Below are 15,092 nucleotides of genomic sequence, written 5' to 3' on the forward strand. Positions count from 1 at the left end.
CGTTGCAATAATTAATTGCGACAAGGGCTTTTATTTGAGTTTATGATATAACCATCACAATAAGATATTATGAAGCTTGTCGCACTGCGGCAAGCTTTTTTTATGCTCTTTCCGCAGCAACGAGTAATAGTAATTTGTTATTGATGAATTAGTTAACAGATTTAAAACATTTTCTTCAATCAACAGAAAAAACACAATTATGAACTATAGATCAGAAACAACCTTTAAAAAACTATTAGCAGATACGGCCACTCCGGTTAGTATTTACCTGCGTTTACGGGATGAGTTTCCTAACAGCGTACTGCTTGAAAGCTCAGATTACCATACCCGACAAAACAGCATGTCTTACATCTGTTGCAACTCCGTAGCAGAAGTAAGAATTGAAGACGGAATTTATACAGAACAGTTTCCGGATGGCTCATCCACTCGTTTCAGTGCAGCTGAAGAGAGTATTACCAAACGTTTAACTGCATTTTGTAATCGGTTTGAGTATGATAATACACATAAGTTCAACTTTATAACTAACGGACTTTTTGGTTATTTTAATTACGAAATGATTGAGCATTTTGAAGACATTAAGCTTCATAGCGCTCCCCGACCAGAACGAAAAACACCTGAATTATTATACAATGTTTACCAGATTGTAATTGCCATCAATCACTTCAAAAACGAATTATACATTTTCAATCACAACTATGCTGATCATCAAAGCAAAACAAGTATTGAGCGCATTGAATACTTAATTCGTAATAAAGATTTTCCTCAATATAAGTTTAAGGCATTAAACCATGAAACCTCTAATTTTACAGATGAAGAGTTTCTGTCGGTATTAGAAAAAGCCCAGAATAATGTATATCGTGGTGACGTTTTCCAAATTCAGATATCAAGGAGTTTTTCTCAAGAGTTTCAAGGCGATGATTTCAATGTTTACCGTGCATTGCGTTCGATCAACCCTTCTCCATACCTGTTTTACTTTGATTATGGAAACTTCAAACTTTTTGGTTCTTCACCGGAAATCCAACTTGGAATTAAAAATGGAGTAGCCTCTATCCACCCTATTGCAGGCACGTTTAGAAGAACCGGAGATGACGCCGCAGATGCAGAATTAGCTGAAAAACTAAAACAAGATCCGAAAGAAAACGCCGAACATGTAATGTTGGTTGATTTGGCTCGGAACGACTTAAGCAGACATTGCGACCATGTTAAGGTTGATCGCTTCTGTGAAATTCAGTATTACTCTCACGTAATTCACCTTGTATCGGCTGTCACCGGAAAACTTAAAAAACATACTGAACCGTTAAATGTGGTTGCCGATACTTTTCCGGCAGGTACACTATCAGGTGCGCCAAAATATCGTTCAATGCAATTAATTGATGAATACGAAAACGGACAACGTGGTTTCTACAGCGGTGCGATTGGCTTCTTAGGCTTTAACGGAGAGTTTAACCATGCCATTATGATCCGTACCTTTATGAGTAAAAACAACACCTTAAACTACCAGGCTGCTGCGGGAGTTGTTGCAGACTCGGTATTAACGAGTGAACGCCAGGAGGTATATAACAAGATGGCCGCATTGAAAAAAGCAATTGAATTGGCGGAGGAAATATAACACCTCACCCGGCCTTCCTCAAGGAGAGGAGTACTTAGCAAACGGGAATGGCTTAGGTGTAATCACACAAGCAATCAGTGTAATCCACTCAAATAATCGGTGTAATCACATAAAAAACAATGAAAATATTAATTCTAGATAATTACGATTCGTTTACTTACAACCTAGTTCATTTGGTTGAAGAAATTGGGATCGGTGAAGTTTCTGTATTCAGAAACGATAAGATCTCATTAGCTGATGTGGCTAATTATGACAAAATAATTCTTTCTCCTGGTCCGGGTTTACCGGAAGAAGCAGGGATTATGCCTCAGCTGATTAAAGAATATGCGGGCAAAAAACCGATTTTCGGCGTTTGCTTAGGTCATCAGGCAATTGGCGAAGCTTTTGGAGCAAAACTTTTTAATTTATCACGTGTACTACATGGTGTTGCTTCACCCATCAACATTACAGATGCTAATGAACTTATTTTCAAAAATGTTCCTCAAGGTGTAAATATTGGTCATTATCATTCTTGGGCTGTTGCGAATGAGGATTTGCCTGATACATTAACCGTTACTGCGGTTTCTGGTGATGGGACAATTATGGCAATGCGCCATAAAGAGTTTGACGTATGCGGTGTTCAGTTTCATCCCGAATCTGTATTAACGGAGCATGGTAGAACGATGCTTGAAAACTGGTTGAAAAATTAACAAAAAAATGACCATTCTTGATAAAATAGTTGCCCGGAAACGGGAAGAGATAATTGAAAACAAAGCGCGCGTTTCAACTGATGAACTGGAGCAGGCTGAGTTTTTTGACCGCAAATGTTATTCATTGCGGGAAGCATTAACTCAACCCGATAAAGTGGGCATTATTGCTGAATTCAAACGCAGATCGCCTTCGAAAGGAATTTTAAACGCAACTGCTGATGTGGTGGAAACCACACAAGGTTATGTAAATTCAGGAGCATCGGTGCTTTCCATTTTAACAGATATCGACTTTTTTAATGGCAGCAACGAAAATGTAATAAAAGCACGCAGAGCTAATGAAGTTCCTATCCTAAGAAAAGATTTCATTGTTGATGAATATCAGATTCTGGAAGCAAAGGCTATTGGAGCCGATGTTATTTTGCTTATTGCCGCTTGCCTTAATCCTGAAGAACTGAAAAGATTAGGCGCATTTACGCATAGCTTAGGAATGAGTGTTTTGTTAGAAGTACACGATAAGGAAGAATTATTACGAAGCATTAATCCGCATATTGACGCTATTGGTGTTAACAATCGTAACCTTGCCACTTTTAATGTAGATGTACAAACATCATTCGAACTAGCAGACCTCATACCAAATGATTTCGTCAAGGTTTCTGAAAGCGCCCTGTCACAAGCCCAAACCATTATCGACCTTAAAAAGGCCGGATTCGGTGGCTTCCTGATCGGCGAAACGTTTATGAAAACTAATGATCCCGCGAAGGCATGTAAGGAGTTTGTGGAGGAAGTAAAGAACCTATCATAAGGACCATAGTACATTTATAACGTTTTATAATATCCGTAAATCAGCTAAAAGTTTACATGGGGTTTTAAGTCTATAGTTCGTAAACAATTATAAAACGTTTTATAATCAGGCAGTAAAGAGACTATGGACTTTGGACCATGGACTATGGACTGTAATTTTTTCCGTAACTTTGCACCCTCTAAAATTATTGATGGGAAATTACAGTACAGCAAGAAAACAAGAACGTGCAGTTTTAGTGGGGGTGGTTACTCCTGATGAGACTGAATTGCAGGAAAGAGAATACCTTGATGAGTTAGCGTTTCTGGCAGAAACAGCCGGGGCCGAGACCATTAAAATATTTATGCAGAAGTTACAACGACCAGACAGTAAAACATTTGTCGGAAGTGGTAAACTGGAAGAGATCATTGAATATGTGCAAGCTGAAGAAGCTGATATGGTGATCTTTGATGATGAGCTTTCTCCTTCGCAATTAAGAAACCTTGGACGTGAGTTTAAGGAAATAAAGATATTAGACCGAAGTAATCTTATCCTCGACATATTTGCTAATCGAGCCCAAACTGCTCAGGCTAAAACACAAGTAGAGTTGGCTCAATATCAATACCTGTTGCCAAGATTAACTCGTATGTGGACTCACTTGGAGCGTCAGCGTGGTGGTATTGGTATGCGTGGGCCAGGTGAATCGCAAATTGAAACCGACCGTCGTATTATTCTTGACAAAATCGCTCTATTAAAAGAACGGTTAGAAAAGATTGACAAGCAGAATGCTACTCAACGTAAAAATCGCGGAGAATTAGTACGTGTTGCCTTGGTAGGTTATACCAACGTTGGTAAATCAACGATCATGAACATGTTGAGTAAATCCGAAGTTTTTGCAGAGAATAAACTTTTCGCAACACTTGATACAACGGTTCGTAAAATGGTGATCAACAATTTGCCATTCTTACTTTCGGATACGGTTGGTTTTATTCGTAAGCTTCCTCACCATTTGGTTGAATGTTTTAAATCAACATTAGCAGAGGTTCGTGAAGCGGATATTCTTATTCATGTGGCCGATATTTCTCATCCAAATTTTGAAGATCATATTATCACCGTTAATGAAACGTTGAAGGAGTTAGGCGCTCGTGACAAAGAAATGATCACGGTATTTAACAAAATTGACGCTTATAAAGGAGAAGGGGATACGACTTTATCTCTTGAAGATTTTAAAAGCACCTGGATGGCTAAACACAACTCTCCGGCAATATTCATTTCGGCGAAAGACCGATTGAATATTGATAGCTTGCGGAAGGAGATTTACGAACGTGCAAAAGCGATTCATTTAAGTCGCTTTCCTTATGACGGATTACTGTACAACATGGATTACGTTGAAGAAACTGAATAAAATCTCCAACGATAATTGTAATAGATCTTTGACAATACAACTCAGAGATCTATTCTTTTATATATCAACCACTTGAATAAGCAAACGAAGGTTTTTAATCTTAAATGCTTTTTATCACCAAAACTACTGCAACCCTTTTCTTATCTCATTCATCTACTAAATAGATTAATCCTTACAGCTATGAACAGTAATTACCTTAAAATAACAGTCGCTCTTTTTCTAAGCTTTATTTCTATTAATACTTTTGCATTCAACCAAACAGTAACTGTTTCCTTATCGAACAGAGAATCAATAATTGTTGAAATTGACGGTCGAGTTCAGAATTCAAGACCACAGCGACAAGTGATTATCTCTTCTATGAATCAGGGTGTTCATTCGTTAAAAGTGTATAGAAGTTCATCCAACTCCTCTCGTCCTGTTGCCATTAATAACCAAAAAGTGCTTTATACAGGCAACTTTTATTTAAACAATAACAGATCTATGGCAGTTACTATTGATAACTGGGGCAGAGCGTCATTTGTTGAAGTTGACACTAGAAGCAATAATAACGACAATTACGATCGCTATCCTGACAATGATTATGATCGTTATCCTAATAGCAATTACCACGACTGTATCCCAATGACTTCAGGAGAATTTGATCAGTTAAAAAACTCTCTTAAAGACCGTTCATTCGACGATAAAAAAATGGATCTTTTAAAAGTGGTGATCAACAACAATTACTTCTCAACAAATCAGGTGAAAGAAATTGTAAAACTATTTTCTTTTAACAATAATCAATTGAATGCAGCGAAGTTACTATACCCTTACACTGTTGACCAGGAATATTATTATACTGTTGGAGATGCATTTACGTTCAGTTCATCAAAAAATGACCTGGATAAGTTCCTTGCCACTCAATCTCAAAACAGAAAATAGATTCAATAATATATAAACAAGAATCCCATGATTATAAAAACTCATGGGATTTTTTTATGTAATTATCGTTTGTATAACACAAATACTGTTGGTCTTTTATGTAAATCAGGCTTATCGGCTTTCCATTGAGCAATTGTTTTGGTTTTCAAAAACTCTGTATCAAGGGTTAAATCACAGGCAATACATAACTCTGTACCTGACTGGCAGTTTTTTAACATATCGTCTAATAGCTGATTATTTCTGAAAGGCGTTTCAATAAACAATTGCGTTTGCTTTAGTCGCTGCGAAAGGCTCTCCAACTCTTTTAGCTTGCGTGAACGTTCTCCTTTATCAATTGGTAAGTATCCATGAAAAGCAAACCCTTGTCCATTAAACCCTGAACCCATTAAAGCTAGCAATAATGAACTCGGACCAACAAATGGAACAACCTTAATGCCTTTTTGATGAGCCAAAGCAACAATATCACTTCCCGGATCAGCAATCGCCGGACAACCAGCCTCGGATAACAAACCAACGTCTTTACCCTTTTCAAGTGAGGCTAAAAATTTGGCTTGATCTCCATCTCTTGAATGTTTACCATAATCATGCATGATCAGTTCACTTTGAGGCTTCGTAATTCCGACCTCTTTCAAAAACTTACGAGCCGATTTCTCATTCTCCACGATAAATTCATCCAACTGATTAATAGTATCCTTTAAAGCTGGAACTATAGATCGATCTATCACATTTTCACCTAACGAACACGGGATAAGAAAGAGGGTGCCTTTCTGCATAATTGATAAATAACTTAATTTTTAGTAATTTTTACTAATCAAATTTGATGAGTACAATTGACGCAAAAGTACATATTATTGATATTTATGTTCAATTGCAATACAGGCGAGTTACTAATGAGATAACGTTATGAAAACTTTAAACGACAATTGGTTTACCGAAGGTCGGATCGATTTTGAGTTAAAGAAGTACACACTTCTCTCCTACCTGCAAGACATCAACCTGCATTTTCGCAAAAACAAACTCTACCCACCACTTTCCGACCTCATCTATCACTATGGCAAGCTTATTGAATTCAAGGAGAATAAAAGTTCTTTCTTTAAACTATTTCCCGAACACCTGATCGATATTAATCTGAAAGAGCTACAATTTACTTATGATAAAATAATTGCTGATGACCAGTTAATGCAGGAGATTGAAAACATTATTTCTTATGCCATTGCAGAAATGAACAAACCATTGCAAGACGGCAAAGAAATCTATGATTTTGTGGAAGAACAGCTAACTATTGAACCAGTCGGAGTTATACCAATACATAAAGATGAGGGCTATCTTTTCATATGTGATGGTAATTTCAGGGATGTCAAGGTGTATCAATATCGCATCACTTTAATCGAAGATGCCAAAGAAAGACTAAGAGGCATACACACCTCTTATATTATGTCTTATGCTAATACTTTTTTTAACACACTTGAAAACATCAAAATTGACCTGATAAAAACCCGAAAAACGTTACCGATTCCGGCAGTATACCGGATCGAAACCGATTTAACATTTCCGATCGAAGAAACATTATTACCGGTTGCTAAAAGAACCTTTGTAAAATACATATCTGCGGCATAAAAAACGCGGCACAAAGGCCGCGTTTTAGTAAGTAAACAAGTCTTATTATTTATCCCAGAACAAACGATCGTCGAGTTTTACCTGCGGCATATTTTTAGCATTGGTTGCAATCTCAGATGAAGGATAGGCAACTCTTCTGATAAACCCATTAATATTGGTGTTCACATTAAGCGGCAAGGTAAAATTGGTGTAATTATAATCATATCTGCGGGCATCTACCCAAGCCTCCGGATTTAAAAACATGGCCACATATTTTTCTTTAAAAATCAAATCTAACGTTAACCCAGCAGCGCCTACTCCAACAGATGGATTTTGGAAGTAGGTAGTCCCATCAACCGTTAATCCTACTTTCGCAAAATTTGCCTTGATACCTGCTTCATAGGCACTGTAAGCTCTGGTAGAATTACCAGCTCTAAAAGCGGCCTCCGCCTCAATAAATTTTAATTCAGAAAAAGTGATAATCGTTAATGGCGAAGTGTCAAGGGCATAAAAAGTTGAATTTTGTAAATAACACTCATCATCACCCGTTCCACCACTTACGCGACCTGCACCATTTCTGGTACCCACATATAATCCATTTTTATTGGGCAACGTAACAGCCGTAAGTCGAGAATCAACCACGGTATAAGTGGTACCGTTCATAGCGTTCAGAATAGTGCTTGAAAGCCAACCTCCCAATAAATTACTAGCATTATCAACTGCTACCTGAGCCCATGGGTTCCGATTTAGAAACTCGGCTACCTGGGCATCCTCTATATTAGCTACATATGCCTGATCAATTTCTGCAAGAACAGCCGTTGGATTATACGAACTTTGCTTACTAAAGTGATTTAATAATCTTGCTTTTAACGCGTGCGCAGTTTTGGTCCACCGGGTAAGATTAGCCTGATGAATAAAATCATTAGTGGCAGTTAAAAACTTATCAGCATCAGGTTTAGCAAACTCTACAATGGCCTCATCTAACAAACCAAGCATTGTATTATACAGCTGCTCTTGATTATCGTACGCGGGGCGAAGTACCTCCCCTCCAAAAGCCTGGCTATACGGAACATCTCCCCACACATCAACTACCATACTTAAGTTCATCACCATCAACACATCTGCAATTCCTTTATGACCAGGCGATTGTTTTTCAATAGCCATATTTTTTAGGTCATATATATCTGCCATGTTGCTGTAAAATGCTTTCCATGTGGTACTATAGTCCACTTCATCATATATATCCGTTGGACTTGCTTCATTCGGAGATGCTAAATATTGAGTAAAATAAGATGTTATTACTCCGAGTTCATAAACATTCTGAGCTGTGTTATAAGTAGCCGAAGCCAGTAAACCATTTATTGGTGGCGTGGTCGGTCTGTTGGGGTCAGTATTAATATCTAAGTAATCATTACAAGACGAAAATGCCATTAAAGAGAAGATGACAATACTGATTCTATATAAATTGATTCTCATGATCTTCGGTTTAAAATGAAACATTCAGGTTAAGGAAATAGCTGCGTAATCCGGGATAGGTGAATCCAGAAAAGCCGTCAGCATTTGTTTCAGCACCAGTACTACTTGACTCAGGGTCAAAACCGGTATAATCAGTGTGTAGCCACAAGTTATTTCCGGTTATGGAAAGACTCAATCCGGAAATTGGCGTATTGGTAAACCATTTTCCAGGCAGGTTCCAATTTAATGTAACCGTTCTTAGTCGTACCCACGAAGCGTCTTCTACAAACTCTTCAGTTACACCTCTGAAAATATTCCTGTAATACCCGTTTGTATAATCTTTTCCATCCGGACCAACTCCCTGACCTAAGTAAACCATTTGGGTATTAGGCTGACCATTTGCGATTACACCATTAAATACCTGGCTTTGGGTTCTGTTTTCAGTGTATTTTGCAGTTCCGAAAGCAGCCATGAAATTGGCAAATTGATTATACTTTTGAAATCCCTGACGTGTGTCTAATAGTACATATAAACTAAAATTCTTGTAAGTAAAAGTATTGGCCAGCCCCCCAATCCACTTTGGTTGTGTATTACCCAAAATTTTCTGATTAGGATCTGTATTTCGTACCGGAAAACCATCTGAAGTTGCCGAACCAGTACCACTCTCAATTAATAATGGCTTATCCTTCTCTGCGAAAGGAGACCCTGAATCGCCATAACGAGTCCAACTGGTACCATAAATATTTCCATAAGCCTGACCAGGAATTAATTTTAATGTGGCTGTACTGCCTAAATAACCGAATTGCTCACCTACTGTAATTTCATCACTTCCTTCAATAATCGATATTACCTTATTTTTATTGCGCGAGTAAGTAAGCTTAATATCCCAGCGGAAATCATTCGTTTTTACCGGTTGAGCATCGAGCATAATTTCAAAGCCCTTATTTTCAATTTCACCGGCATTTGCTACAATCGTTGAATAACCGGTAGCATCTGAAACAGTAACTGGAATAATCTGATCAATGCTATTTGATTTATACCAGGTAAAATCCACCCCTAATCTGTCTTTTAAAAATCTTAGTTCGGCTCCTGTTTCAAAGGTTTTTGTACGCTCTGGTTTTAACGTATTTTGTCCTTTTTCATCACTGCGAGTCCAGCCAATTGCTGAGGCAGGCAGATCAACATCTTTTTCATAGTAAATATTTGTTCGATAGGCGGTCGTTCCCTTTCCCACCTCTCCATATGAAATCCGGAATTTACCATAGTTCCAAAATTCAGGTAACTTAAATTGGTCAGAAAACACATAACCCAAACTAACAGAAGGGTAGAAAAATGAATTATTCCCTTTAGGCAATGTAGACGTCCAATCATTGCGACCTGTGATATTTAAAAACAAGAAATTCTTATACGCCACCGACAAATCTCCATACAAACCCACCAAACGTTCTTCCGTTGACGTTTGGCTACTTGTTATAATCTTAGCATTATTCATACTAAAGAGATTATAAATATCCAGTTCCTCACCTTCTGTACTTAAACGATCAAACTTCTTCTGAAAAATATCATTACCCACTCGGAACGAAGTGACAAAATCTTGTCCGAAGTCTTTTTTAAATGTAAGGTTAAGTGTAGATGTAAGATCTCTGCTTTGGATATTATACTCATTATAAAAACCTAGCTCATTATCTGAAAAAGGTACTTCATCCGGTAATCCTGCAGGAGCTGGTCCATATCCTTTTCTAAAATCTGTATAATAGTCCATCCCAACGCGATAGGTTACATCAGCCCACTTAAAGGGTGAATAGGTAAAATGCAAATTCCCCAAAAAGCGATTAACATCATCTTCATATCTGTTAGAATGAACCCCAAATACTGGATTATCCGTTTCTCCATAGGCTTTCATTGTTCCATCCACCTTTTGATAATCCGTTACATCCAAGCGAGGAGTCCAATAAATCAGTTGTTCGTTAAAACGATCAGCATTAACCCTGTCTCCTCCAGATTTTATATAGTTTACGGCAGCGCCTAATCTAAATTTTTCACTGAAATTTTGATCTCCCGACAGCCTTATTGAAGTATTTTTATATGAACTAACTGGCAATACGCCATCCTGATTGAGGTTTGAAGCAGAGAAGTTAAAAGTTGTTTTATCATTGCCTCCGCCAAAACTTATATAGTTTTTAAATTGATTACCTGTTTCATAGGCATTTCTAAAATTATCATAGATGTTATTAGGATGAGAAGGGTCTATCTTCTTCGCATCAGCTATAGATGGGCCCCAGGAAGGCCAAAAACTCTCCGGATCATATTCCCCACCAAACCCTTGAGTAAATGTTCGTTGAACATCCGGATATTTATTAACCTGATCAAAACCAAAGGTGCTTGAGAAATCTACTCGAAGGCCTCCTGATTTTCCTTTTTTAGTGGTTATAACCACAGCTCCATTAGCCCCGCGAGAACCATAAAGTACCGTGGCTGCACCTCCTTTTAAGATTGATACCGATTCAATATCCTCCGGATTAATATCCGTAGCCCGATTACTTAACCCTCTGGTTCCTGCAATAGTTCCAACTTCTGTAGTAGAGTTATCAATAGGAATACCGTCGATTACAAAAAGAGGCTGGTTATTAGAGTTGGGATCGAGTGAATTTATACCCCGAATAATAATCCTTGAACTTTGTCCCGGAGCCCCTCCCATACTCGATATTTGTACTCCTGCAAGTTTTCCCTGCATCGCATTCAGCAGGTTGCTTTGCTTAGATTCCATTAATTCCTGGCTTTTCATATTCTGGAACGAATATCCAAGCGATTTTTTTTCCTGAGCTGTGCCTAATGCTGTAACAACCACTTCATTCAAAACACGCTGATCTGTCTCAAGTACAATAGTTAATGTTTGTTGGCTACCTACATTGATTTCTTTAGAAATAAAACCAACTAAAGAAAAAACCAAAACTGAGTTTCCTGCTGGTACATTTACTTTAAAATCCCCTCCACCATCAGTATTGGTTCCTTTTGAACTGCCCTTAATTAATACAGTTACTCCGGCCAATGCGCTTCCATCGGCGGCAGATGTTACTTTTCCACTAACCTCTCGGTTTTGGGCTAAAGACGAGAAATAAAAAAGGAAAATTAACATCAAGAGCAATAAAGTAGATTTTTTCTTCATATCCTTTATTAGGTTGATAATGTTAATTCTAAGTTAATTTTTATTTCTCAAATTTCAAGATTTAAAAGCGGGAACTTTATACACTAAAATCCAAGTTATGAACACGTTACAAAACAAAAAAACGCCCGATTTTTAACAAATCGGACGTCCTCTCTTCATAGACTATTTTCCAAATATCGGTTCATTATTGGAACTGTAATTTTAGAAATATTTTTTCTGAAAACAGAAATAGTATGCATGAATAACAATCAATAAAAATGCAAATAACTCATTTTCAGTTAATTAATTTTAGCAACAATTAATAAAAAAAGCGAAAGATATGATCTTTCGCTTTTTAAATAATTAAAAATTAACTATTTAAGCTTAGCTAATGCCTCTCTGAAACGAGGAATACCTCCTTCAATATCTGCTAATGATGCAGCTCCGATCGATGAACGGAACCAAAAATCATCTTCAGATGTACCAAATGCAGAAAAAGGCACTAACGCCATTCCTGCTTCTTTTATCAAATAAAAGTTAACCTCAGAAGCAGTATTCAATACTTTTCCATCCGGAGTGGTTTTACCTTTCATGTTTACTTTTACAGTGAGATAAATTGCACCCATTGGTTCGATAGAATCCACATCAAAACCTTCTGATTTTAATTGCTGAACACCGTTATGCAATGCAGATAAACTTTTCTGAACTTTTTCTTTGAAGTTGTTCATATAAGTATCTACGTTGTCTTTTTGCAGAAGGAATACTCCAGCTGCTACTTGTTCTGCTTTAGGTGCCCATGCTCCCATGTGCCCAACAATTGGTTTCATTTTAGAGATAACGCTCTCAGGACCGAATCCCCAACCAACGCGTACACCTGTTGCAGCAAATGCTTTTGAGCTACCATCAATATAAATCACATAATCTTTTAACTCCGAACGTAGGGAAACCGGGTCATAGTGAACATGCTCTCCAAAGGTTAGCATCCAATACATTTGATCGAACATAATGTATAATGGTTTTTCACCTTCTTTGCGCGATTTATTTTCTGCAATCACCAAATCACAAATCTCTTCCAGGTCTTTCTTAGAGAACATGGTTCCGGTTGGATTTAACGGAGAACACAAGGCCAATAAAACAGCACCTTTCACATGCGGGGCAATATCAGCTGCTGAAGGCATGTAATTGTGCTCTGGCTTGGTTTCCAACATAACCGCATTAGCCTGCGTTAAATAAGAGTAGTGGTTATTGTTCCATGATGGAATCGGGAAAATAACTTTATCTCCAGGATCAACAATGGCCAAATACGTAGAATAAATTAGCGGACGGGAACCTCCTGCTATCATAATTTCTTTTTCAGCAGAATAATCTAACCCCAAACGCTCCCTCAAAAATGAAGATACTGATTGACGTAATGATAAAACGCCATCAGCAGGAGGATAATTTGTATGCTTTGCCTGGTAAGCTTTTGCAATTTCTTCTTGAAATGCTTCAGGAATAGGAAAAATAGCTGGATCAAAGTCTCCCACAGTTAAATTACTAACTTGTGCGCCTCCTGCTTTTAATGCATTTACCTGTGCGGCAATTTTCAATATCTCTGAACCGATCAGGTTTTCTGCTAATTTAGATACAATCATGGTTGTTATTGATTTGTAAAACGGCCAAAGATAGCATTTCTCTAAGGTTGAAGTCAATGAGTTACTGTAAAAATGACGACAAATTTAAAAAAAGAAGGCCCCTATTGGGGCCCTCAAAAAACAATCAACTAGCATCGATGATTAGGTTCGATATTTTAGTATCCCGTATTATTTGGCTTTAAGCCGGGAGCAAGATCAATTTGAGATTGTGGAACAGGCAGTTTCATTAGTTTGTCATACCATGCTCTGGGCTCCACTGTTTCGTTTTCTAAGTTTACAATGGTTTTCATCACATTTTCTCCAATACCCCAACGACGGATATCGAAATATCGATGACCTTCAAGAGCAAGTTCAACGCGGCGTTCATTTCTAATTAAACTGCGTAAACTTTCTTTGGTGTTATACGTAGTTCTGTCGATAAGAGGCATGTCCACACGTTCACGGATTTTATCAAGCGCATCGTAAATGATAGCATCAGGACCACTTAATTCGTTTTTGGCTTCAGCATAAGTAAGTAGTATTTCAGCATAACGAATCAGAATAACATTGTTATTCCCTGACCAATCACGTACTGTTTCTGTTGGATCAACCAATTTTCTAAAGTTATATCCTGTTTGAGAGCAGTTGTTCCCGCCTTTAACCCATTCAAACACATAACCCGATTGAATAGCAGCCCATGGATTACCTTCAAACTGTATGGTAGCGTAAAAACGAGGATCACGGTTTTTATATTCATTATAAAAAGCCGGATCAGTTTGCCTTGCTTTATAACGGGTAGCACGTGTTGCAGGAGAAATTGCAGTTGGTACTCTTCCGTCTTTCATTAAATACGCATTTACCAATTCTTGTGTTGGTGCTACAGAACTCCATCCACTTTGTGCATCAGTACCTAACAATGTATATAAACCATTAACGGTAGATCCCCATGCCTCGCCAGCCATATACTGACGATCAAGTATTACCTCTGAATTACCTTCATTGACAGCATAAAACAATTGCTCATAACTACGAATTCCCAATCTGAATTTTTGGCGATCGGCATCATTAGTAAAATCAACCCAGTTATCATAGTTATCTAACTTATCCGCATCCGATTCGCTGTTAACTTTAAATAACTGATAACCCATACCCATTACTTGCTGAGCAGCTTCAGCAGCTTTATCCCATTGTCCGTAGTACAAATGAACACGAGCTTTAAGTGCCAATGCTGCTCCTTTAGTAATTCTACCTTTTTCATTTGCAAATCCTCCAGAATAACTAGCAGGCAACAAACTACTTGTTTCTTCAAGTTCCTTTAAAACAAAAGCCAAAACAGTTGCTTCTTTTTCACGGGTTACTTGTTTAGCTTCGTCGGTAGTAAGTGTTTTCAATATTAAAGGCACATCTCCATAGGTAGAGATCATATTAAAGTAGCGAAACGCTCTAAGGAAACGCGCTTCTGCTTTATAACGTTCTTTCAATGCATTGTCTTTAAAGGAAACCTTATCTATGTTTTCCAATAAATAGTTACAACGTCCGACAGAGATAAAATCCCACCCTTGATTAAAAGCGACAAATGCATAATCTTTCGGACTTTCGCTAGACGGACTTACATCACCACTGGCAATTAACCCCGAAATACTTTCCCAAGGATACTGAGCATGAGCATTATCAGTAGCCCCATCTCCATAGATAACACCATCCCCTCCGTCCAAATAAGCATAGCATCCGTTTAGAGCTAAATAAACATCTTTTTCAGTGGACCAAAAGGAAGCGTTAGAAATAGTAGAAAGTGGTTCTTTATCTAGAAACTCTTTTTCACAACTTGTTAATGACAATGTTGCGGTTAACAAGGTTAGTATATATGTATTTCTTTTCATTTGT

11 protein-coding genes are annotated in these 15,092 nt (G+C 37.8%); 6 read left to right on the forward strand and 5 right to left on the reverse strand.

All coding sequences use genetic code 11. The features are described from left to right. The first annotated feature begins 199 nt into the window (after positions 1-199). From SOLCA_RS16825 to SOLCA_RS16845, 5 genes are all read left to right on the forward strand, one after another. Positions 200-1,609 (forward strand): anthranilate synthase component I family protein, encoded by a 1,410-nt coding sequence (locus tag SOLCA_RS16825; protein ID WP_014681662.1) that lies wholly within the window; start codon positions 200-202, stop codon positions 1,607-1,609. A 119-nt stretch (positions 1,610-1,728) separates the two neighbouring features. Beyond that, complete coding sequence (locus SOLCA_RS16830; RefSeq protein WP_014681663.1) at positions 1,729-2,298, forward strand: anthranilate synthase component II; 570 nt, start codon at positions 1,729-1,731, stop codon at positions 2,296-2,298. A 7-nt stretch (positions 2,299-2,305) separates the two neighbouring features. Further along, complete coding sequence (trpC, locus tag SOLCA_RS16835; RefSeq protein WP_014681664.1) at positions 2,306-3,100, forward strand: indole-3-glycerol phosphate synthase TrpC; 795 nt, start codon at positions 2,306-2,308, stop codon at positions 3,098-3,100. A 190-nt stretch (positions 3,101-3,290) separates the two neighbouring features. Next, positions 3,291-4,481, forward strand: coding sequence for a GTPase HflX (hflX, locus tag SOLCA_RS16840; protein ID WP_014681665.1), 1,191 nt, complete (start codon positions 3,291-3,293; stop codon positions 4,479-4,481). 180 nt (positions 4,482-4,661) lie between these two features. After that, positions 4,662-5,399 (forward strand): DUF4476 domain-containing protein, encoded by a 738-nt coding sequence (locus SOLCA_RS16845; RefSeq protein ID WP_014681666.1) that lies wholly within the window; start codon positions 4,662-4,664, stop codon positions 5,397-5,399. 62 nt (positions 5,400-5,461) lie between these two features. On the opposite strand, the gene SOLCA_RS16850 is transcribed toward SOLCA_RS16845, so the two are convergent. Beyond that, on the reverse strand, positions 5,462-6,172 hold the full coding sequence (locus SOLCA_RS16850; RefSeq protein ID WP_014681667.1) for an SAM-dependent methyltransferase: 711 nt from the start codon (positions 6,170-6,172) through the stop codon (positions 5,462-5,464). Positions 6,173-6,302: 130 nt separating this feature from the next. Here SOLCA_RS16850 and SOLCA_RS16855 point away from each other — a divergent pair, with 130 nt between their 5' ends. After that, complete coding sequence (locus SOLCA_RS16855; RefSeq protein WP_014681668.1) at positions 6,303-7,016, forward strand: hypothetical protein; 714 nt, start codon at positions 6,303-6,305, stop codon at positions 7,014-7,016. A gap of 45 nt (positions 7,017-7,061) precedes the next feature. Here the strand turns inward: SOLCA_RS16855 and SOLCA_RS16860 are convergent, their stop codons facing one another. The 4 genes from SOLCA_RS16860 to SOLCA_RS16875 all read right to left on the reverse strand — a co-directional run bounded on the left by SOLCA_RS16860 (position 7,062) and on the right by SOLCA_RS16875 (position 15,088). Continuing rightward, positions 7,062-8,471, reverse strand: a complete 1,410-nt coding sequence (locus SOLCA_RS16860) for a SusD/RagB family nutrient-binding outer membrane lipoprotein (RefSeq protein ID WP_014681669.1) — start codon at positions 8,469-8,471, stop codon at positions 7,062-7,064. A gap of 10 nt (positions 8,472-8,481) precedes the next feature. Continuing rightward, positions 8,482-11,616: a SusC/RagA family TonB-linked outer membrane protein gene (locus SOLCA_RS16865; protein WP_014681670.1), complete on the reverse strand. Its 3,135-nt coding sequence runs from the start codon at positions 11,614-11,616 to the stop codon at positions 8,482-8,484. 353 nt (positions 11,617-11,969) lie between these two features. Continuing rightward, entirely contained in the window at positions 11,970-13,229 is a 1,260-nt protein-coding gene (locus SOLCA_RS16870) for a pyridoxal phosphate-dependent aminotransferase (RefSeq protein WP_014681671.1), read from the reverse strand. Positions 13,230-13,384: 155 nt separating this feature from the next. After that, positions 13,385-15,088 (reverse strand): RagB/SusD family nutrient uptake outer membrane protein, encoded by a 1,704-nt coding sequence (locus SOLCA_RS16875; RefSeq protein WP_014681672.1) that lies wholly within the window; start codon positions 15,086-15,088, stop codon positions 13,385-13,387. Positions 15,089-15,092: the final 4 nt, after the last annotated feature.

Source organism: Solitalea canadensis DSM 3403 (assembly GCF_000242635.2).
GTDB classification, from domain to species: Bacteria; Bacteroidota; Bacteroidia; order Sphingobacteriales; family Sphingobacteriaceae; genus Solitalea; species Solitalea canadensis.